Raw genomic sequence first — 18,761 nt, 5'->3', positions numbered from 1 at the left:
GTGTGGGTATTAGTCTATTTTACTGAAAAGGCGTTTTCTAAATGGAAAACTTAAAGTTTTTACTGCTTGATTATTACACCTATCCAATCTTAATTGATTTGCATAGGATAGAAGGAATAAAGCAATCTTGCAAGGGATAGGTTTGTTTGAAAAGGAGGAGAAGTATGGATAGTTGGTTTGATTTTATATTGTTGGTTTTTGCCAGCTTACGTTTAACCCGTCTGATTGTTTATGATAAAATAACTGAATTTATTCGAAGTCCCTTTCATTCTATTATTGAAGAGGCAAATCCAGACGGGAGTACTGAAACCTTTATCGAAATAAGGGGCAATGGAATTAAATACTGGATAGGAGAGCTATTAAGCTGCCATTGGTGTACTGGATTTTGGTCAGCATTAACACTTTATCTTGCGTATAAATTTATTCCAACTATTTCATTACCCGTTATCACAGTTTTTGCCATTGCTGGATGTGCATCTTTTTTTCAGTATTTTTTAACCAAAGAATAATCTATATAGAAAGGATAATTTATAAATGGAAGGATTCGAAAAGGAAAAAGCAAAAGAATCACAAAATCAGGCGAACGAAAATAAAAAAGTTCGACCGCAATATATGAAGAGGCGTAGAAAAGCTGGTGGCTGTGGCTGCGGAAGAAAAACAAAATAGAACATGAGAACACTCATCATCTAAAACTGATGGGTGTTTTCTTTTTAAGATAATTTCTTTAAAAAAATACATATAACTGCCTGAATTGTTGAATTATAAAAGTACAAACCTGCAGCCGATTGCATGGGTTTATTTTTTGTTTACATAAGAGAGGGTCAGGGATGGTGAAAAGTTTGAAAAAATATTATTGGCAAATCAGTATTACGGTGTTTATGGTTTTTTTCCTGGCAGGCTGTGGAGCGGACAACGGGAACGAGAGCAATAATGCTCTTCTTAATGCAACAAATCCGAAACCCCTAAATATCGCAGCAAAAGGGAAAGATAACGCAGAAACGATAAAGAAAGATGTTAGCTCAATGTCTCAGATATACGATGTTGCTGTTATTGAAGGAAAAAAGGATACTCTTGTTGCTTATAAGGTAAAGCATATGCATAGGTTTCGGATGAAAGCCATAGAAAAAGAACTCAATAAAAGACTTGAGAAAAAATATCCAAAAGAAAACTTCACTGTTTCAAGCGATTATAAAGTATTTCTTGAGGCGGTCAGGCTAAAAGAGCGAATCGATAAAAAAGGCCTTCCAAAAGATAAAGCCGAAAAGGAATTGAAAAAAATTATTAAGCTGCAGACGGAAATGACATAAGGGGGAAAGAGTATGGGAAACAAGCAAAAAAAATTGACACCTGAACAGCAGAAATACCAGCAGCTGCAAAAGAAGCATGAATTAAAGAGACCTGTATTAAAAAACTGTATAAAAGCATTTTTGGTAGGTGGGCTTATTTGCCTGATTGGCCAGGCAGTCACTTATTTTTTTATTTACTTTTTCAATTTTACCGAGCAGACGGCCGGAAACCCTACTGTTGCCACAATGGTATTCTTTTCAATGCTCTTAACCGGTTTTGGCGTATATGACCATATTGCACAATTTGGGGGTGCAGGAAGCGCAGTCCCTGTAACGGGATTCGGAAATGCTGTTATATCCGCGGCTATTGAGCATCGGACAGAGGGTTTTGTTTTAGGTGTTGGTGGCAATATGTTTAAGCTTGCCGGTTCGGTTATCTTATTTGGTGTCTTTTCTGCATTTGTAGTTGCGCTTATTAAAACATTATTGGTTATGTGGGGGGTTTTGTAATTGTTAAAGGGGCATCAAACCTGGGTTTTTCAAAACCGTCCCGTAATAGCTTCTACGGGTGTATCCGGTGGACCCTTCGAAGCAAATAGCCGTTTGGCTAATGATTTTGATGTTTTACATGAGGATTTGTGGATGGGACAAGATTCATATGAAAAAGCTCATCGGGTTTTAATGGAGGAGGCTCTGGAAAAAGCTCTTGAAAAAGGGGGCTTACAAAAAGATAAAGTGCAATTCCTTTTGGCAGGGGATTTAATTAATCAGATTACGCCATCCAGTATGGCAGCAAGGACTATGCAAATTCCCTATTTCGGTCTATTTGGTGCCTGCTCTACTTCCATGGAGGGGCTTGCGCTGTCTTCCTTCATTATAGATAATGCTGGAGCAGATTATATACTCACAGGAGCTGGAAGCCACAACTCTGCTGTTGAAAAGCAATTTAGATATCCAACTGAGTATGGAGGGCAAAAGCCGCCAACCGCTCAGTGGACAGTTACAGGAGCAGGAGCGGCACTCATTACTAAGAATGACGGGACGTTCAAAAATCCGGTTACTACTTCCGCCACAATCGGGAAAGTGATTGATATGGGATTAACGGATCCGTTTAATATGGGCGGGGCTATGGCACCCGCTGCAGCTGATACCATTCAAGCCCACTTCCGGGACATGCAAATTGAACCAAACTATTATGATTTGATTGTTACCGGGGATTTAGGGAAAATTGGCCAGGAAGCCACCTATGAAGTTTTAACAAAAAGCGGCCTCCAAATTGATAGAGAAAAGTTTCAGGATTGCGGATTACTTCTTTATAAAGAGGATCAGCCCGTCCAGTCAGGAGGCAGCGGTGCTGGTTGCTCTGCAACGGTTCTTTACGGCCATCTTTTAAATCGGATGAAGAATGGTGAATTTAAAAGAATTTTAGTTTGTGCCACTGGAGCATTGCTTTCACCGCTGACCTTTCAGCAAAAGGAAAGCATTCCGTGTATTGCTCATGCTGTTTCCATTGAAATGCAGGGAGAAAAGGGGTGAAGCTATGCTTGCTATGTTTTTTTGGGCATTTGTAATTGGCGGATTAATCTGTGTGATTGGTCAGCTGCTAATGGATGTTGGAAAATTAACACCCGGGCATACACTTAGCTTATTGGTAGTAGTGGGAGCGGTGTTGGATGGGCTGGGCCTATATGAACCATTGGTGGACTTTGCTGGAGCTGGAGCAACTATCCCCATTACAAGCTTCGGAAACTCCCTGGTGCATGGAGCACTGCAGGAAGCACAGCGGCACGGTATAGTAGGGGTCCTGACAGGCATGTTTGAGGTAACAAGCTCAGGTATTTCTGCGGCCATCGTTTTTGGATTTATAGGAGCATTAATTTTTAAACCAAAAGGATAAAAGCACCAAGCAAAAAGGGGTTTACTAATTGGGCTGTTAACTAAAACAAACTTAGGTAGCTCGCCTATACACATATATGTACTTCCTCATATGTTGGTAAAGAGAAAACCAAAGTGAGGTGACTGCATATGTTCTGGGGCTGTGGTGGTGGCTACGGATACGGCGGCTATGGATACGGTGGAGGATATGGTTCCACTTTCGTTCTAATCGTCGTATTATTCATCCTCTTGATTATTGTTGGCGCTAGCTTCTATTAATCCTTAATAGCGGCAGTTTGCCAAAAGAAGGGCTGTACACATGGTACAGCCCTTTTCTTATCACACTTTTTTTGTTCCTTCATACAATAAAGTAGTTTATGAAGGAGCGTGATCACTAAATGGATAATGGATTTTTTAAAAATATTGAAAAGAAAACCGGCGTCAATATGAAGGATATCTTTGAGCTGGCTAACTCCTTGCAGAGTGCGAACTTTAAGGATGAAAAAACGGTAAGGAATGTAATCCGCAGGGTTTCTCAAATTGCCAACAGACCTGTTGCCAAGGAAATGGAAGATAAGATTGTTCAGTCCATCGTAAACGATGGTAAACAGCTTGATTTCAATACAATCTCACAAATGCTTAATAAGAAATAACAGAAGGGGACCCAGATTATTGGTCCCCTTTCACTTTGATATTCAAATTCCCTTTTCTCGCCGGTACCTTTAAAATAGGCTGCAAAAAGCGGGAGCGGTTTGCTTTCTTTCCTCTTCTATTCTCAGGAACGGAAATAAATAATTTTTCTTTTGCCCTGGTTACCGCCACATAGAGAAGTCTTCGCTCTTCCTCAAAAGGCTTGGTATCCCCATTGCGGTAGCTTTCTAGTGCATAATCATGAGGCAGGCTTCCATCAACAGCCCCTAAAACATAAACAGTGTTATATTCAAGGCCCTTGGAGCGGTGGATAGTGCTTAAGGTAATTGCCTGATCAAAATGCTTGGCTAATTTTTTTATTTCTTTATTCATGGCCGACATATGCTCCGCATGCTCAAGCAATCCCTGAATGGAATCAAAGTTTCTCGCAGCTACCTTTAAATCTTTTACATCGTCAGAACCCTTATCAAACATATTGCCTTCATTTCCTCGTTTTTTTAAGTAATCCTGGAAACCTATCTCTTTGTCGATTGCCTCAATTGCTTCAAGAGGTTTTTTATGCTTAAGAGTACGAATAATACTAACCGTTTTCTTTAACTTTCTTTCCTGAAAAGCATGTCCTGTTTTCAGGTGAAGTAAAGCTTCCAGAAAGCTGCAGTCTTGAAGGATACTTGAAGCCTTTATGTCACTAAGAGCATTTTGCTTTAGAAATAACGGCGCCATAATGTATGGAAGGGCAGTCTGGTCATCTTCATTTAGGCTTAATCGCAGAAAGGACAGAACGCTTTTTACAATACGCCTTTCATAAAAGGATTCAGAATCCTGATCAAGCTTAAAAGGAAGAGAAGAGCTTGCCAGCCTTTCAAATATGGATCTGGCACTAGAATGAGTACGAAAGAGAATCGCAAAGTCACCAGGATTGGCACCTGCCGCTATTCTCTCCTGAATATCTGTTACAATCATGGTCGCCTCTTCCTCTTCATCATAAGGAAAGAAAAGGACGGGCTGGTGACCCGATTCAAATTGCGGTTTCATTTTTTTCGCACGGCGCAATTTATTTGCCGTAATGATATGGTTTGCAGCAGAGACGATTTCATTGGAGGAGCGATAATTTTGATCGAGAAGGGCTACCCTGGCACCAGGAAAGTCTTTTTCAAACTCCAGAAGGTAGGAGGGATCGCTTCCCCGGAAGGAGTAGATACTTTGATCATCATCTCCAACGGCACACACATTTTTGTTTTTGCCAGATAAAAGCTTAATTAATTCATATTGAACCTTGTTGATATCCTGGAATTCATCAATTAAAAAATATTGGATTCTATTTTGATAATTGTCCAAAAGCTGCGGAGAATCCTTAAAAAGCTGATAACAGCCTAGAAGCATATCATCGAAATCAAATAATCCTTCACGCCTTTTATAGTCTTCATACTTTTCATAAAGGAAGACAGCTTTTTCTTCCCAATCAGTAGTAGGAGTAACATCAGCAGGGAACTGCATGGAGTTTTTCCAGAATCCAATCTGCTGAAGGACAAGGTCAAAGGCAAATTCCTTGTCGGACAGATCGAGTGCCTTTCCAGCCTCTTTAATAATTTTTTCTTTTTCCCATTCTCTTTTTAATAATTTATTTGAAGCCCATTGTTGAGGCTCATGAAACATAAGAATACGATAAAAAATACTATGAAAGGTACCAGAAACCAGACGATTTACCTTTCTGATGTCCAAACCAGGATAGGTTAACAGCCGCTTTTTCATTTCGGCTGCTGCCTTTGTTGTGAAAGTAACAAGGATCATCGAGCCAGGATCAATTTTCAAAACTTCAAGCATGTATGCAGTCCTTGCAGTTAGCACCCTTGTTTTCCCGCTCCCCGCCCCAGCCAATACCAGCAGCGGGCCATTTGTATCCATAACCGCTGACGCCTGGCTGCTGTCCAGATTTACTCCTGTTTCTTTGAGCAGCTCCAAATACATTGGTACTGAATCAAGAGTGGTATTAAGATTCTTTTCGGGTAGAGTGAGGCTAAGCGAAATACGCTTCGCAGGCTGAAAAAGGGAAGGGGACATTGGTTTTTCTTCCGTTATCGATCTGGAACGCGGCAGCGTAAAGCCATTATGTTCAGAAGAGAGTTCCCTGTCTGCTGGTGGCGGCGCTACAGCTTTTTCAGGCTCTTTGCATATTTTATCTTTTGAAATCATATGAAAAAAGCAGGGGAGTTTTTCAATTCCTAGATAGAGTGTCATATTTTCATGACAAACGGGACATTGAAGTTCTCCGTTTTTTCCTGCCAGATATATTTTTTGAAATTGAGAACGATCAAGCAGATCTAAATTAATTAGCCTGCCGTTATATAAAGCGGTTTTCATACTTTTTCCCTCATTTAAAATAAAAAATCACACAAAGTCTATCTTAACAAAATTTCTGGCAGCCTGAAAGCATCTTTAGGTTTATTTCCCTTTCAAGCAGGGTACATAAACAGCGAGTAACATACGAACTATATAATAAAAAGAGAACTGGGGTGCGGAAAATGGGATATATTGCTCCTATCAATCAATATGAATATGCACAATATCAAAATAGAGAAATAGGTGTCTCCTACGACCCGTATAAAATAATTCCGGTTGCACGCATAGCACCACCACAGAAGAGGGCGGCCCTTGCGGATACTGAAGTGGCTCCGGCCCCATTTTTTATAATGCCGGAAAAACCCTCAAAGAAAGCTGTTAAGCAAGAACGGGTTCAAAAGCTATATGGAGAAATGACTGGACGCGGCAGATTGTTTAATGAATCAGTATAACTAATTAATCCTAATAAATAAAAGCTCTTTTCCAGGTGAGACAGGAAAAGAGCTTTTTTAATGGATAGGAAAGTATAAAGTTTTACCTATTATATTGTCTAGCTCCAGCGCTAAGCGAGTTTTCATCTCTGTGGGGCTTGCGCTTTTCTTAATATACTCTTGAAAATCATAATTGTTTAATCATGGTTTTATGAGGGATCCCAGCATCCATAAACTCCTCGGATACCGTTTCATATCCAAGCTTGCTGTAAAAAGGAATCGCATGAGTTTGAGCATTGAGCTTCAGTTTCTTGATTCCGTTTTCCTGTGCATATTCCTCGATTGCATTCATGACAGCTTGGCCTGCACCATTTTGTCTTTGCTCTTTTAGAACGCAGATACGCTCTACCTTCCCGTATCCATCGGTAACACGGAATCTGCCAGCTCCCGCAGGGAAACCGTCCTGATACAGAACAAAGTGAGTGCAGTCATTTTCATATTGATCAATTTCTTCTTCGGCAGGCACATTCTGTTCTTCTATAAATACTGTTTTGCGGATTGAAAATGCGTCCTCCAGTTCCATCCGGTTTGCTGCGATTTTAACGTTCATTGATGTTATACTTCCTTTCCCAGACGGAATGTTTCATATACAGTCCATTGACCGTTTTCTAGCTGATAAAGCAGGTGGAAACGATCAACGGTTTCTTCGTGTTCCATGTTTATCATACGCAATGATCCATATACATCGGAATGTTCATCATCGGAAAGGTCCTGTCCGATCGTAATATGCGGTACAAATGCATAACCATTTGAATCATCAATTTTTAATTCTCCGTTAATTTCCTGGTGAAGTTTCTCAAGGAAAGATGATGGCTCTACCTTAAGATAAATAACATTATTTGCTGGATAAAAAGAACTGATTTTTATTGTTTTTAATGTAAAAGGATTATGTTTTTCTGAAATAGTCTGCAGTTTTCCGGCCAATTCCCGTGCTTCTGTATCAGTTGCATCAAAAGAACTTTTTAAGGTCAAGTGAGGAGGAATTAAGGCATAATGTGAATCATATCTTTTTCGGTAGGAATTAGCTTTATCCTGTAGCGATTTTGATGGAAAAATTACAACACCATACTTCATACATTTACCTCCATTAGTTGGAATTACTTCTTTTATTATAGATTAAATAATTTCAGAAGAAAAAAACGGCTCTTTTGGAAAAGGCTTTCATATTATTATAACAAATTTCTGAAATAAATTAACTTATTTGCATATTGGGTTATCTAAAAGCAGCAGTTAAAACATTTTCTTCAAAGCGCGTTTTAAATCAGGCTGCCAATGCTTCCACGTATGATCCCCTTCAAATTCCTCATAAAAATAAGGAAAAGGACGGCTTTTTAAAAGATCGGCCAGCTGTCGATTTGGTGTGAGGAAATCACTGATTTCTCCGGAAGTAGTTTTAACATCTGTTTCCTTAGTTCCAATAACATGGTAAATATCAAGAAGCTGGGGTTCACTAAAGGCTGTTACAGCATCCACAACTTTTTCATCCACATAAGGAGATTGGAGGAGTACCTTGCCAAATGTATGCGGATACTGAAGTGCTGTCATTAGGGAGACAGTGGCTGCCAAAGAATCACCAATAAGAGCCCTTGTGGATCCCATATGATAGGTAGGAAATTCACTGTCTAAAAATGGGACGAGCTCGTGTGATAAAAATCGAGTATAAGAATCCTGCTGATCTCCGTCCGGGTGATACTTCCTGCGCCGATCCTTAACATTTTTATAAGGGATTCCGGCAATAATGATATTTTCAATTTCATGTTCATACAGGAGTTCGTCAGCTATCCTTCCTATTCGGCCAAGCTGAAAATAATCACGTCCATCCTGAGCAATAAGAAGCGAATACTTATAAAGCGGAGAAAAATTGGCCGGCAGGTATACCAGGACATCCATTTTCTCTCCCAGGGCTTTACTGTCAATGGTAATCTCATTAATGGTTCCTCTTGGAAACTCCATTTAAACTCCCCCGTTTCTGGCTTGAATCAATTTATTTTTATATTTGAAGTTTATCATAAGTGGATAAGAAAAGCTTTTTGGAAAGGAGGAAGGATTTTTAGGAGATACTTGGATATGGATAGCAGAAGACCGAGATGAGGGAGAGAAGTTTAATGAATCACTCGCATGGCAGCTTTTTAAGATTTAAGAAGTATTACTCTGGAGATATTAAATTATATTCAAGATGAATTAACGATGTTGTTCCAGAGGGATTTAATAATTCTATCAGATGGAATGCAGGTCACATCTTACCTGACCAATACTTATAGTCCGACCATAAAATCATGATGTAATACCATTAAAAGAGTTTTCGGCATTCTTGGATGCGGAACTTCCCCAAAGAATTGGAAGAATCTTGACTCAGTGCCCTCAATGGAAACGATTAAACAACTCATGGAGGAACAGCCAGCGTTATTGATAACCACTTAGAAGAAAAACTTCTTTCTCCATCCTAGCATGGTATCACTACAATGGGAGATGTCTTTGCTAGAACACTTATCACGAAGGTATGCATACGGGTACTTTAATCGCAATGAAAAGAAAACTGCGACCGAACATCCAGTACACGAGATAGCTTTTAATGAAGCAAGCGTTTTTCAGGCATAACGGATAAAAAATTGTCTAAGCGGAAGGTCCTGACCTGGTGGCGTAAAAGACAATAAGCTCTTACTGTATTATTGTTTATTTCCTTTATAATCATTTTTCTCTGGGAAATCTCCTGCTTTTCAGAAAGATAAATGACCTCAAGCGGCAATTTTTCCTCAAGGGAACGTAAAAGTAATCCATTCATTGATTTATCACTCCTTTGTTACTATTATATACGAACAAACGTTCCTTATTCAAACAAGTTGAATTTTATTTTAGGTTAGGAAAATACTTCTTAAGAAATCTAAATAATAGACACGAAGAAAAGAAAGGCAGGAAAGCTATTGACTTTCTAACCAATTCAAATATAATTATTTATGTACTAAATAAGCGATCTGATAGTTCAGCGGGAGAATACTTCCTTGACAGGGAAGGGGTCGGGGGTTCGAATCCCTCTCAGATCATCGAGAAAACGTTGATTTAAAGCCATTCTTGCTAAATGTGAGAGTGGCTTTATTCATGTCCGTTTATAAAAAGTAACGAAAAAGTAACATTCGATTTTTAAGTAACGATACTCATAAGCTGAACATTTGATCTAATTTATTTGCAGCTTCTTGTTGCATTGTAGGTAACACATGAGAATATGTGTCGAGCGTTACTTTTATGTTACTGTGACCAAGACGTTCTGAAATTACTTTTACGTTAACTCCATCTTCGAAAAGTAGGGTTGCATGTGTATGTCTTAAATCATGAAAACGAATAGCTGGAACATCAGCTTTTTTAATTAATGGATTAAATACTCTTTTTCTTATGTTTGCTCCATTAAGAGGTGTTCCCATTGGAGTACAGAGTACTAAGTCATTATCAATATAAGATTGTCCCAATTCAGCTTTTTCTTTTTCAATTAGGTCTTTATGTTCCTTTAGTTTTTCAATTAGTGATTGAGATAACACAATTGAACGATCGCCAGCGGAAGTTTTAGCACCTACAAAAAATTGATTTTTATTATGAGCCAATACTTGTCTAACGGTTAATTTATTTGTTTCAAAATTAATATCCTTCCATCTGAGTCCAAGCAGTTCACCTTGTCGCATTCCGCTCATTAAGGCCAACGCAAACAAGCTGTATAATCTATCCTCTTTAGCAACTTCTAAAAATTTATTTACTTCTGCTTTCGTCCATACCTGCATTTCTTTTTTCTCGTCTTTAGGAAGAGTGGTTCCTTTTGCTACATTTTTAATTATTAAGCCTTTAACTACAGCATATTCTAATGAATTGCTGACAATATTAAACACCTTACGAATTGTAGATGCAGAATAGCCTTGGTCATGTAAAGTATTAATGAAGTTATCTACATGCATACTATTTAACTTTGCTAATGGAACATCCTCAAAATAAACAAGAATATATTTATCAATTAAAATTTGATACGTATCGCTTGTCCTAACACTTTTTTTCTTAATATTAGTAAACCAATCAGAAATAAACTCTTTAAAGGAAGACCTGGACGGTTCAATATATGTTCCTTTATTCAAAGCATTTTGAGTTTCAGCAAGGTAAGCTGTTGCTTCTTTCTTCGTTTTAAATCCACTTTTCTTTTTCTGCTTTCTTTTTCCGTTCTCACTCAATTCCAACATAACCATATATTTTGTTTCGCCTTTGGTTGTCTTGTATTTATGAATTGATCCAGCCACTATTGTCTTCACCTTTCTTTGTTGAAATATTTAAGGACTCAGATAAACCCCTTCGAGAAATTTCTTTTTCTAACTGATTACCTAAAGATAAGGTTGTTGCTAAGTCTTCAGTATTCTTAATAATTTCATGGACTCTTTCAACAATCACTTTGTTTGCTTGTTCCCGAAGTGAATCATGTAATTCATTAATTATGGTTTCTGCTTTATTTGGATTGAAATCAAGTATCACCTGTAAAAACTTATTTACCTCAATTGTTTTCTTCGTTATTGACTCTCTTTTTTCCTTACTACTTCTTTTTATAAAAACCACATCATTATCAGGGGTATTTAAAGATTCTCTTAATTCTTTTATTGATTCCTCGAAATTAATTTGTAACTCCTCATTTGAAGGAGGATAAATACCATAGTTTCTTAATAATTCGTCACGTTGACTTTCTGCTACTCCTAATATTTTTAGCAGTGTCCAAGCAATCCTATAATCAGGATTTTTATTTCTACCCTTTTCAATCTGACTTATATAAGCTGCTCCCTTATTAACCAGCTTAGAAAGTTCCCTAGATCCTATCTTCTGATTTTCCCTTAAATCCCTAATAACTTCCCCAAAGGATAACTTCTTTTCCATGTAATCCACCTATCTTCATTTTGTATCATAATCATATCATCAAACACCCAAAAAATAAAATAGTGAATTATGAAGAAAAAGTGTTTGACATGATACAATATTGTATTATATGATACAGTTACATGATACAGAAGTGGAGGTGAAATAATGTTAGATAAGCAGGTACTTGATGTTGAAGACATTCAAAATTACTTAGGTATTAGTAGGACAAAAGCTTATGAATTAGTAAATTCCGGTCAATTTCACATAGTTAGAATTGGTCGATTAATAAAGGTTGCTCGTCCAGTTTTTGAAGCTTGGTTAAATGGAAACGAGTAATTTCATATATACATAACTTAAAATCTCAAAACATATGTCCTTGGAAATCTAATAAAAGGGTGAATCCAATGTCAAAAACATTAAAGCTAATGGTTGTAAACGAATTGGATAAGCAGCGTGGTTTGTCACAGTATTATGCAGAAATTGCAGGTTATTCAAGTAGTTCAGCATTCAGGAAAGTCCTTTTGGATGAGGAAAAGGAAATTGAAAAATTAGATGGTTTTATAAAAGTTGTTCAATTACTGTTTCCTGATGATTATCGTTTATTACTCAACAATTTTGCTAAAAAATTAAACCCTGACAAGATCACTGCAAGGATGATGCTTGAATATGCTACTCTGTACCATTTTGATGATTTGAAAACTATCATTCTTAAAAACTTCAAAAAAAGTACTAAATCAGAAACAAAAGAATGGTTGCACGTTTATGAAACTGACCATCTTATTGCAATCGGTAAATTAGGTTTGATTGAAGGGATAAACGAATTAAACTCCAGGAAATACTCCAGAGTTGAAACAAGAGTTTATTCCAAAATTGCTCAGACTTATTGCTATTACGATTGCAGGAACATTTGCATGATAAAAGCTGCTTTAAAGGAAGTTGAGGATGAGGTAAAGCTAATCAAAAATGATTTTATTCGCAATGCATATGAAGGCAGGATATTCAGGATGAAGGTGGATATTAACCTTCACAATGACAAGATAGGTGAATTATTAACATCAGGTTTTCAATTAGAGAATGCTTTACCTCCAACAAGATCATACATATTTACAGATTGGTAATAGCTTCATGTTAAAAAGTTGTGAAAAGTCACTTCATTACTATCGTTTGGCCTTAGAAGATACAACAGAAAAGATTCAGCATGAAATAAATCAAAGTATGAATTTTGCCTATTTACTATGGAATAAACCTGAATATTTTAAACCGGATGGAACCTTGTCAAATGAATTGTTTTTCTATATCAGAAAGAGTAATAAAAGCGAAGCATTGCGAACCATACAGAAGATAGATTTTAACAGCCTCACAAGTCACAGGAAAGGTTTTCACTGTTTTTATTCAGGATTACTCCACAATGACCAATTGCATTTCTATGACTCTATAAAGTGGTTTAACAAAAGTGGAGAAAAGTTCTATAAACAGTTACCTATTTTGGAATTAAAGAAAAGAGGAGTTAACGATTTAATTCTTAATGCTTTGAGTTCTTAATCTCAAAGGCTTGAAAGGAGGTGATATTACATGAGAGTAGTACGAATTATTGTTGCTGTTGCTTTGTTGGCTAGTGGTGTATTTGCAGCAAGCCAAGTAAGCACTAAAGAATCTGCTGATACTGGAACACCTCAATATGATCCAGGAGGCGGTGGAAGAATCTAAAACTTTTTAACTTAACAACATGATTTACATAAAAACTAAATAAGGGGGATTCAATGTGAATCTCCCTTTAAATCAAATAGGAGTAGATCATTCATGAGCATTGTACAGTTGGATTGCGTTCGATTAGAAAAACAATATAAGAAATTCTACATACAACAACCAGACTTATCAAAGGACACTGTTTACATACATAAGAAACACAATCGGGATATTCGGAAGGAGTACACTGCAGCATGGATTAAGTTGCTCAGTAACAGTATCAAATAAAAAGAGCAAAGCAACGGGGGAAAGGGTTAAAAGTGGGATCTGGCTTTGCTCTTTTTATCAATTTATCCTTTTTGATTCAGCTTGAAACATAAAAAAGGAACCATTTAAGGTTCCGGAAAATAGGTAAAGCATCCACTTAATGAGTGTGTTGATTAACTTTATCTTCATAAATAATTTCTTCAATATCTAAACTCTGGACACTGTTCATATAAACCACAGAATATGATTTCCATTTCTTACTTTTAATATCATGTATCCTACCTGGAAAGACTATAAATTTTTGCGAGTTAATATGAGCCAATAAACTGTCAATGTCTTTAGATTCAAAAGTTTTATTATAGGAACCCTCATCAGAACAATAAAAAGTCACAATAAATTTTTTCATTTAGCTTAGCCCCCCTTAACTATTGTCAACTTAATATATTTTGAATAAATCGATATATGAATCTAAATGTGGACTTAAGATAACAAAATTAAAGGAGTAGTGATCATGATATTAACTAAGTCAGATTTTTTCTATTGCTACAATAAGCGACTTTACACCTTCATAAAAGATATAAAAGGGATTGACTATATTGCTGTGGCAAAGCATCCAACAACAGACAGGATATATGCAATATTTCATAAGAATGGTCAGCTTCAGCAAGCAATTGATGATTATAAACTCATTAAGAAAAAGTAGCATGCAAATTTTATGATTTTTACACAAATGAACCACATTAGAAAAGGCTATACATAAGCATCAAATTCAATTCTCTTGATATTTTCCTAAAAGGGTACATAACAGATACAAAAATATTGATATTTACATAATAAGGGTTAGTACTTTTAAAGCAATTTAAATGATAAAAGTAGTGATTTAGGGATGGGGAATACAAAATTAAAAAACTTCTTTGTCCTTAGAGCAGCAAGAGATTGAGTGTGATTAGGTTTATTAAGCCCAATGATATTTTCCTAAAAGGGTATCAATTTTAGTTCTATTTCCAATGAGTAAAATCTCTAAATGGGGATGGAGTTATTAAGTTAATAAATATTTAGTAAGTAAGATAATAACATTACACAATCGTAAATCAAATTTACTCTTGTGAATAAGGAATCTTCCTTGTTCTCTATATATTAATCTATCAGGAGGTAATCTTATGAATTATTCAGTTACATCTATTCGTATTCCTTCACGTTGGTTTGATCAACCTGAAAGGAAAATGAACACGTTTCAAAAAATGGGAGGATATAAAGGTTTTTACCTATATCTTCAACTATACAAGTTTAGAATTCACAATCAAGAAAATGAACATACCTTTATCACCTCTATTTCAATGTTAAGGAAAGAAACAGGCTATACAACTGAGGAAGTATTTAATTTATTGAAAAAGTTAAAGGGTGCAAAAGTTATCAATATTGCAGGTGTATCTAGGTGGGAGTATCTGCTTGATGAAAATGGTAAGCCGATGGAAGAGAAAATTCTACTTATAACTGTTGCTGAATTAGAGTCCTATACTATCTTATCTGATTTTGATAAGACAGAGGATTTTTATATTTGGGTTTCATTCGACTTATTACAACAATATGAAAAAGCTAAATTAGATGAAAAACATTTTGCGTTACATTGTCTGGTTCAGAGGATGCAAAGAGGTAAGGATAATGTTTGTTTCATGGGAATTGAAACAATGGCAGAGGTATTAGGTATAGACAAAGATACAATCAACAGAATGATATTTAATATGAATAGGAATTACTTAATGGTTTCATTCAGAAAGGTAAATAAGAAGCGTGGTAATGCTGGATACAAATATGAGCATATTACATTTGAAGATAACAATAAATATGCAAATGAAAAAATGAATCATTGGGAAGGTTGGTTGTCCAGATATAAGGAAGCTATGGACACAATAACTAATCGAGCCAATTCTAAAGCAAAAAGTAAAAAGAAGCAGCGTGAAAAATTAAAGTCACAAGATGTGACGTTAAAACAAAATAAACAAAAGGAAGTTGAAGAAAAACAGGTTGATATAGTGCAGGGTGAACCAGACTTATTCGATCCTTACTTTGATGAAGACCCTTTTGAAAATGTTGAGGAAAAACATATACATACTCCAAGTAATATAGATACATTTCTTGATTTAGCAAATGAAGGTGGAAATCCAAAAATGATAGAAATAAATGAAGATGCTGAATTAAAAAAGTATCAGGAACAGTACGGTGAAGACTTTGGCAAGCAGATATATGAAACACATAAGAATCATAAAAAATTAATTGAGGAAAATCGAGTTATTGATATTTCATCTATATTTTAATCGAATAAAACATACATAAGCTTCAAAACAATTTAATCTAACAATCGAATCGGAGGTATTAACTAATGACTGATTATAGAAAATCACTAAAAAGTATTCAAGCTAAATTAAAAAAGGAATTACCTATTGATGAAAGGATTCAACTTTTACAACAACTATTACCTGACATTAGGCTTGTTTTCGATAATGAAGAAGACTTTCATTCAATATTTGAATATATTAATAGTTTCTTGTTTAAGCAGCAAAACGGACAAAAGAAAAAGGCTCATCCAAAATATGAAGATACTTATCTTGCAATCGGCCTTTCCAATATCTCTGATTACATTATGGAAAAGTGGCAGGAATGGGAATTAAAAAATCCTTTGCTTGATGAGTATTCGGTTCAATCCAAGTATGATTTAAATCGTTTAATGAAAGCAGGAAGCAAGAAAACTATTGTAGGGCTAGATACAAGTGTAGCTGATGATTTTCTTGAAAATGGTGTGAGTGAAACAGTTCTAAAAGGTTGGGAATTTCATGTTGATCAACTGGAACAGAATACTAAATATGCAAAAGACATTTTCAATTTCAGTGAGGATACCAAAAGGGAATTAAGAAAGAAAAAGGTGTTAGAAGGTATTGAAAAATATCCTACCCTTAAAGAACGATACATTGTTTATAAGGAAATGGGTTTGCGTTATGGATTTGATGAAAGTTTATCTCCTGAACAAAAAGAGGAATTAAAGCAGCAGTGGATTGAACACTTCAGCAAAGAAAAGAATCATCCAGCGAAACCTAAAAACAGGTATTATCGACTGTTGAAGGATTATAACAACATTGGATATGAATTAAGTGTCATCCAAAAACAATTATCTAAACAAGTAGAGGTTAGGAAAAATAATCAACCCTTAGAACATTCTGAGGCTGTTCAGGAGAATGCAGGAGCCTTTATTTTAGGAATGGTGAAGTTAGATATTCAAGAGCATGTGAATGGTCTGTTGACCATTCAGAAGGGTAAAAAAGTGGGTGAATATCATCCTCTATACATCATGATAAAGGAAAAGTATAAGAGTGGGGAAGATGAAGCTTTTAACCTTCTTGAGAGTGACTTTATCGAAGTGTTAGAGGTTGCTGATCTGACTAAAATGGATAGAGATATAGTGAATTTAATCCTGGGTAAGCATCAATATAATATCTATACTCAAGGTAATAAAAATCCTTATGAATATATTGCTTTATACATAAACGAAACATATCAACAAAGGAAAACTAAGACAGACATAATGAGAATGGTTGAAAAAGGTATCTCTAAAACAATTGCTAATACATATTCTGATTTAGAAAAAGGCTTGGACATTAAGAAATGTACTTCATGCAGAGTTGAAAAAATGGCTAGTACTAACAATTACGGTGTAGACAAACGTAATAAAAACGGCTTGAAATCCATTTGCAAAAGGTGTGCAGCCAAAAAAGCTAAAAGTAGAAAACGAATTGTTTGACATAGTTAAAATACTTATTGTATAATAAAATATTACTCTAAAAATAAAATATTACATAATAGAACTCTCTAATATATATGAAGAGGTAATACTCTTCACAAGGAATCCCCTTTCCTTAAATTGTTAGTTCAAAAGAAAACATTAATGGACAGTGCCTTTAGCAAGCACTGTCTCTTTTTTTATTCATAATGTCATAAAATATTTTAGATATAAGAATGTTAGGCGGTGAAGGAGTGTTTTAAAGTGAATATGTCGAAGTTGAAAAAGCTTAGACTTCTTAGTGGTATGAACCAGGAAGTTTTAGCTGAGAAATTAGGAGTGAGTCAATCTTATTTGAGTTTACTGGAACGGAATCAAAGGGATATCTCACCTGAAGTGAATCGAAAAATTGAAGAAATTTTTAATTTATCAATTAAATTTATAGATTAATATTCTTGTCGGTATCGGCAGCTATATTGACTGTCGCAAATGTTTGACCTCCGACATTAAAGAAAAGGTTGAATATTAGCTATTAGGTGTTTTGTTCATTCATAGCTAATTATCCTCTCTTGATATATGTTAATTTAATTTAGTACTTACAAGGGGCTGGTGTCTTTACTCATATTGAGTCCAGCCTTTGATTGTAAGTATCAGAAAAAAGGAGCAGAGCAATGGAAAATAAGGATCAAATGTTAGTTACAATGACTATGGCTGAGTTAGATGATATCGTATTTAGGGCTGCTTATAGAGCTTCTAGGAAAGTTGAAAAAGAATTCTTTAAAGGTATTTTACCTTTCTTCGATAAAATGAATGATGATTTTGAACAGTGTGTTATGGGTTTAGATTCAGTTAATTTAAAGTTACAATCTCAAGCAAAGAAGAAAAAGAATGATACAAGATGGAAAAAGGAAAATGAGCGAGAGTATGAATAAGAAATACTGTACTAAATGCTTAACAATCTATGAAGCTACAAAAGAACATTGTAAATGTAATGGCATACTTAAAGATATTGAAATTAATGTTCAAAAATAAGGAGGGGATAGGTTGAAGTTATATAAAGCGTGGAATTGTGATATTTCTATGGATAGTGATGTATTAGTCTATTGGGCAGAAGATGATTATAGTGCAAAGATAATTGTAAGAGAAAATGAATTAAAGAACACTAAAGAATACATATTTGATGATATGCCATTGAATGAAGTGTTAGAGGAAATCGGTACTTATCAAGATGATTTCTTAGTTCACTTAGGAAAAGTTGATTTTGATAATGCAGCTAGATTGTTTTTTGAACAAGTCATGCTTAAAGATTGGACTGTTAAAGAAATCAAAGATATTCCAAAAGGAAAAGATATTTATGTTTGCATTCCTGAATATGTATCCGATATTGAAGAGGTTCAATTGGTTTATGTTGATAAAAATGAGTCTGATCCAATGGAAATCATACATCATGAGATAGCACTAAAGGAAAGCAAAGATGATAACTTTAGGGAGCATTGTTTAAATAATGGAGTAAATATG

General features: G+C 35.5%; 27 protein-coding genes and 1 tRNA gene. 20 read left to right on the top strand and 8 right to left on the bottom strand.

Going from position 1 to position 18,761, the window contains the following annotated elements:
- The first annotated feature begins 164 nt into the window (after positions 1 to 164).
- The 8 genes from AC3WR0_RS21750 to spoVIF all read left to right on the top strand — a co-directional run bounded on the left by AC3WR0_RS21750 (position 165) and on the right by spoVIF (position 3,814).
- Complete coding sequence (locus AC3WR0_RS21750) at positions 165 to 509, top strand: DUF1360 domain-containing protein (protein WP_027321735.1); 345 nt, start codon at positions 165 to 167, stop codon at positions 507 to 509.
- Positions 510 to 534: 25 nt separating this feature from the next.
- On the top strand, positions 535 to 666 hold the full coding sequence (locus tag AC3WR0_RS21745) for a hypothetical protein (protein WP_492554254.1): 132 nt from the start codon (positions 535 to 537) through the stop codon (positions 664 to 666).
- 161 nt (positions 667 to 827) lie between these two features.
- The gene (locus AC3WR0_RS21740; protein WP_492554253.1) at positions 828 to 1,307 is read left to right on the top strand and encodes a sporulation protein; all 480 of its coding nucleotides are present in this window, start codon (positions 828 to 830) and stop codon (positions 1,305 to 1,307) included.
- A gap of 12 nt (positions 1,308 to 1,319) precedes the next feature.
- Positions 1,320 to 1,796 carry a stage V sporulation protein AC gene (spoVAC, locus tag AC3WR0_RS21735; RefSeq protein WP_492554252.1) on the top strand — a complete coding sequence of 159 codons (477 nt, stop codon included), beginning with the start codon at positions 1,320 to 1,322 and terminating at the stop codon, positions 1,794 to 1,796.
- Positions 1,797 to 2,822 carry a stage V sporulation protein AD gene (gene spoVAD, locus AC3WR0_RS21730; protein WP_492554251.1) on the top strand — a complete coding sequence of 342 codons (1,026 nt, stop codon included), beginning with the start codon at positions 1,797 to 1,799 and terminating at the stop codon, positions 2,820 to 2,822.
- A gap of 4 nt (positions 2,823 to 2,826) precedes the next feature.
- Positions 2,827 to 3,183: a stage V sporulation protein AE gene (gene spoVAE / locus AC3WR0_RS21725; protein ID WP_027321731.1), complete on the top strand. Its 357-nt coding sequence runs from the start codon at positions 2,827 to 2,829 to the stop codon at positions 3,181 to 3,183.
- 128 nt (positions 3,184 to 3,311) lie between these two features.
- A complete protein-coding gene (locus tag AC3WR0_RS21720) occupies positions 3,312 to 3,440 on the top strand; it encodes a YjcZ family sporulation protein (protein ID WP_492554250.1) in 129 nt (42 codons plus the stop codon).
- A 119-nt stretch (positions 3,441 to 3,559) separates the two neighbouring features.
- Positions 3,560 to 3,814 carry a sporulation-specific transcription regulator SpoVIF gene (gene spoVIF / locus AC3WR0_RS21715; protein WP_027321730.1) on the top strand — a complete coding sequence of 85 codons (255 nt, stop codon included), beginning with the start codon at positions 3,560 to 3,562 and terminating at the stop codon, positions 3,812 to 3,814.
- Positions 3,815 to 3,830: 16 nt separating this feature from the next.
- Here spoVIF and AC3WR0_RS21710 read toward each other — a convergent pair whose 3' ends face one another.
- Positions 3,831 to 6,173, bottom strand: coding sequence for a UvrD-helicase domain-containing protein (locus AC3WR0_RS21710; RefSeq protein WP_492554249.1), 2,343 nt, complete (start codon positions 6,171 to 6,173; stop codon positions 3,831 to 3,833).
- Positions 6,174 to 6,334: 161 nt separating this feature from the next.
- Here AC3WR0_RS21710 and AC3WR0_RS21705 point away from each other — a divergent pair, with 161 nt between their 5' ends.
- The gene (locus tag AC3WR0_RS21705) at positions 6,335 to 6,604 is read left to right on the top strand and encodes a hypothetical protein (RefSeq protein WP_492554248.1); all 270 of its coding nucleotides are present in this window, start codon (positions 6,335 to 6,337) and stop codon (positions 6,602 to 6,604) included.
- A 166-nt stretch (positions 6,605 to 6,770) separates the two neighbouring features.
- Here the strand turns inward: AC3WR0_RS21705 and AC3WR0_RS21700 are convergent, their stop codons facing one another.
- The 4 genes from AC3WR0_RS21700 to AC3WR0_RS21685 all read right to left on the bottom strand — a co-directional run bounded on the left by AC3WR0_RS21700 (position 6,771) and on the right by AC3WR0_RS21685 (position 9,425).
- Positions 6,771 to 7,193: a GNAT family N-acetyltransferase gene (locus tag AC3WR0_RS21700; protein ID WP_027321727.1), complete on the bottom strand. Its 423-nt coding sequence runs from the start codon at positions 7,191 to 7,193 to the stop codon at positions 6,771 to 6,773.
- Between the two features lie 5 nt (positions 7,194 to 7,198).
- A complete protein-coding gene (locus AC3WR0_RS21695; RefSeq protein ID WP_492554247.1) occupies positions 7,199 to 7,717 on the bottom strand; it encodes a YjcG family protein in 519 nt (172 codons plus the stop codon).
- A 156-nt stretch (positions 7,718 to 7,873) separates the two neighbouring features.
- The gene (locus tag AC3WR0_RS21690; RefSeq protein ID WP_492554246.1) at positions 7,874 to 8,596 is read right to left on the bottom strand and encodes an alpha/beta hydrolase; all 723 of its coding nucleotides are present in this window, start codon (positions 8,594 to 8,596) and stop codon (positions 7,874 to 7,876) included.
- A 616-nt stretch (positions 8,597 to 9,212) separates the two neighbouring features.
- Entirely contained in the window at positions 9,213 to 9,425 is a 213-nt protein-coding gene (locus AC3WR0_RS21685; RefSeq protein ID WP_492554245.1) for a hypothetical protein, read from the bottom strand.
- 187 nt (positions 9,426 to 9,612) lie between these two features.
- Here AC3WR0_RS21685 and AC3WR0_RS21680 point away from each other — a divergent pair.
- A tRNA-Val gene (locus AC3WR0_RS21680) sits at positions 9,613 to 9,684 on the top strand.
- Between the two features lie 111 nt (positions 9,685 to 9,795).
- Here the strand turns inward: AC3WR0_RS21680 and AC3WR0_RS21675 are convergent.
- Positions 9,796 to 10,914 carry a tyrosine-type recombinase/integrase gene (locus tag AC3WR0_RS21675; RefSeq protein WP_492554244.1) on the bottom strand — a complete coding sequence of 373 codons (1,119 nt, stop codon included), beginning with the start codon at positions 10,912 to 10,914 and terminating at the stop codon, positions 9,796 to 9,798.
- Positions 10,895 to 11,536 (bottom strand): helix-turn-helix domain-containing protein, encoded by a 642-nt coding sequence (locus tag AC3WR0_RS21670; RefSeq protein WP_492554243.1) that lies wholly within the window; start codon positions 11,534 to 11,536, stop codon positions 10,895 to 10,897. Before AC3WR0_RS21670 ends, AC3WR0_RS21675 begins: the two co-directional genes overlap by 20 nt.
- A 147-nt stretch (positions 11,537 to 11,683) precedes the next feature.
- Between AC3WR0_RS21670 and AC3WR0_RS21665 the strand changes: the two genes are divergently transcribed.
- The 4 genes from AC3WR0_RS21665 to AC3WR0_RS21650 all read left to right on the top strand — a co-directional run bounded on the left by AC3WR0_RS21665 (position 11,684) and on the right by AC3WR0_RS21650 (position 13,225).
- The gene (locus AC3WR0_RS21665) at positions 11,684 to 11,854 is read left to right on the top strand and encodes a helix-turn-helix domain-containing protein (RefSeq protein WP_492554242.1); all 171 of its coding nucleotides are present in this window, start codon (positions 11,684 to 11,686) and stop codon (positions 11,852 to 11,854) included.
- Between the two features lie 68 nt (positions 11,855 to 11,922).
- The gene (locus AC3WR0_RS21660) at positions 11,923 to 12,636 is read left to right on the top strand and encodes an AimR family lysis-lysogeny pheromone receptor (protein WP_492554241.1); all 714 of its coding nucleotides are present in this window, start codon (positions 11,923 to 11,925) and stop codon (positions 12,634 to 12,636) included.
- Complete coding sequence (locus AC3WR0_RS21655; protein WP_492554240.1) at positions 12,593 to 13,060, top strand: hypothetical protein; 468 nt, start codon at positions 12,593 to 12,595, stop codon at positions 13,058 to 13,060. Before AC3WR0_RS21660 ends, AC3WR0_RS21655 begins: the two co-directional genes overlap by 44 nt.
- A gap of 30 nt (positions 13,061 to 13,090) precedes the next feature.
- Entirely contained in the window at positions 13,091 to 13,225 is a 135-nt protein-coding gene (locus AC3WR0_RS21650) for a hypothetical protein (RefSeq protein WP_492554239.1), read from the top strand.
- Between the two features lie 403 nt (positions 13,226 to 13,628).
- On the opposite strand, the gene AC3WR0_RS21645 is transcribed toward AC3WR0_RS21650, so the two are convergent.
- Positions 13,629 to 13,877 (bottom strand): hypothetical protein, encoded by a 249-nt coding sequence (locus AC3WR0_RS21645; protein WP_492554238.1) that lies wholly within the window; start codon positions 13,875 to 13,877, stop codon positions 13,629 to 13,631.
- Positions 13,878 to 13,982: 105 nt separating this feature from the next.
- Here AC3WR0_RS21645 and AC3WR0_RS21640 point away from each other — a divergent pair, with 105 nt between their 5' ends.
- From AC3WR0_RS21640 to AC3WR0_RS21615, 6 genes are all read left to right on the top strand, one after another.
- On the top strand, positions 13,983 to 14,174 hold the full coding sequence (locus tag AC3WR0_RS21640) for a hypothetical protein (protein ID WP_492554237.1): 192 nt from the start codon (positions 13,983 to 13,985) through the stop codon (positions 14,172 to 14,174).
- Positions 14,175 to 14,631: 457 nt separating this feature from the next.
- Positions 14,632 to 15,786, top strand: a complete 1,155-nt coding sequence (locus AC3WR0_RS21635; RefSeq protein WP_492554236.1) for a hypothetical protein — start codon at positions 14,632 to 14,634, stop codon at positions 15,784 to 15,786.
- Between the two features lie 65 nt (positions 15,787 to 15,851).
- Positions 15,852 to 17,264 carry a hypothetical protein gene (locus AC3WR0_RS21630; RefSeq protein ID WP_492554235.1) on the top strand — a complete coding sequence of 471 codons (1,413 nt, stop codon included), beginning with the start codon at positions 15,852 to 15,854 and terminating at the stop codon, positions 17,262 to 17,264.
- 249 nt (positions 17,265 to 17,513) lie between these two features.
- On the top strand, positions 17,514 to 17,693 hold the full coding sequence (locus tag AC3WR0_RS21625; protein WP_492554279.1) for a helix-turn-helix domain-containing protein: 180 nt from the start codon (positions 17,514 to 17,516) through the stop codon (positions 17,691 to 17,693).
- Between the two features lie 221 nt (positions 17,694 to 17,914).
- Positions 17,915 to 18,175: a hypothetical protein gene (locus AC3WR0_RS21620; protein WP_492554234.1), complete on the top strand. Its 261-nt coding sequence runs from the start codon at positions 17,915 to 17,917 to the stop codon at positions 18,173 to 18,175.
- Between the two features lie 112 nt (positions 18,176 to 18,287).
- Positions 18,288 to 18,761 (top strand): hypothetical protein (locus tag AC3WR0_RS21615; protein WP_492554233.1); only part of this gene is annotated, 474 nt, incomplete at its 3' end.

Source organism: Neobacillus sp. FW104-15D2 (assembly GCF_058790155.1).
This window is presented reverse-complemented; position numbering and strand designations above follow the sequence as displayed.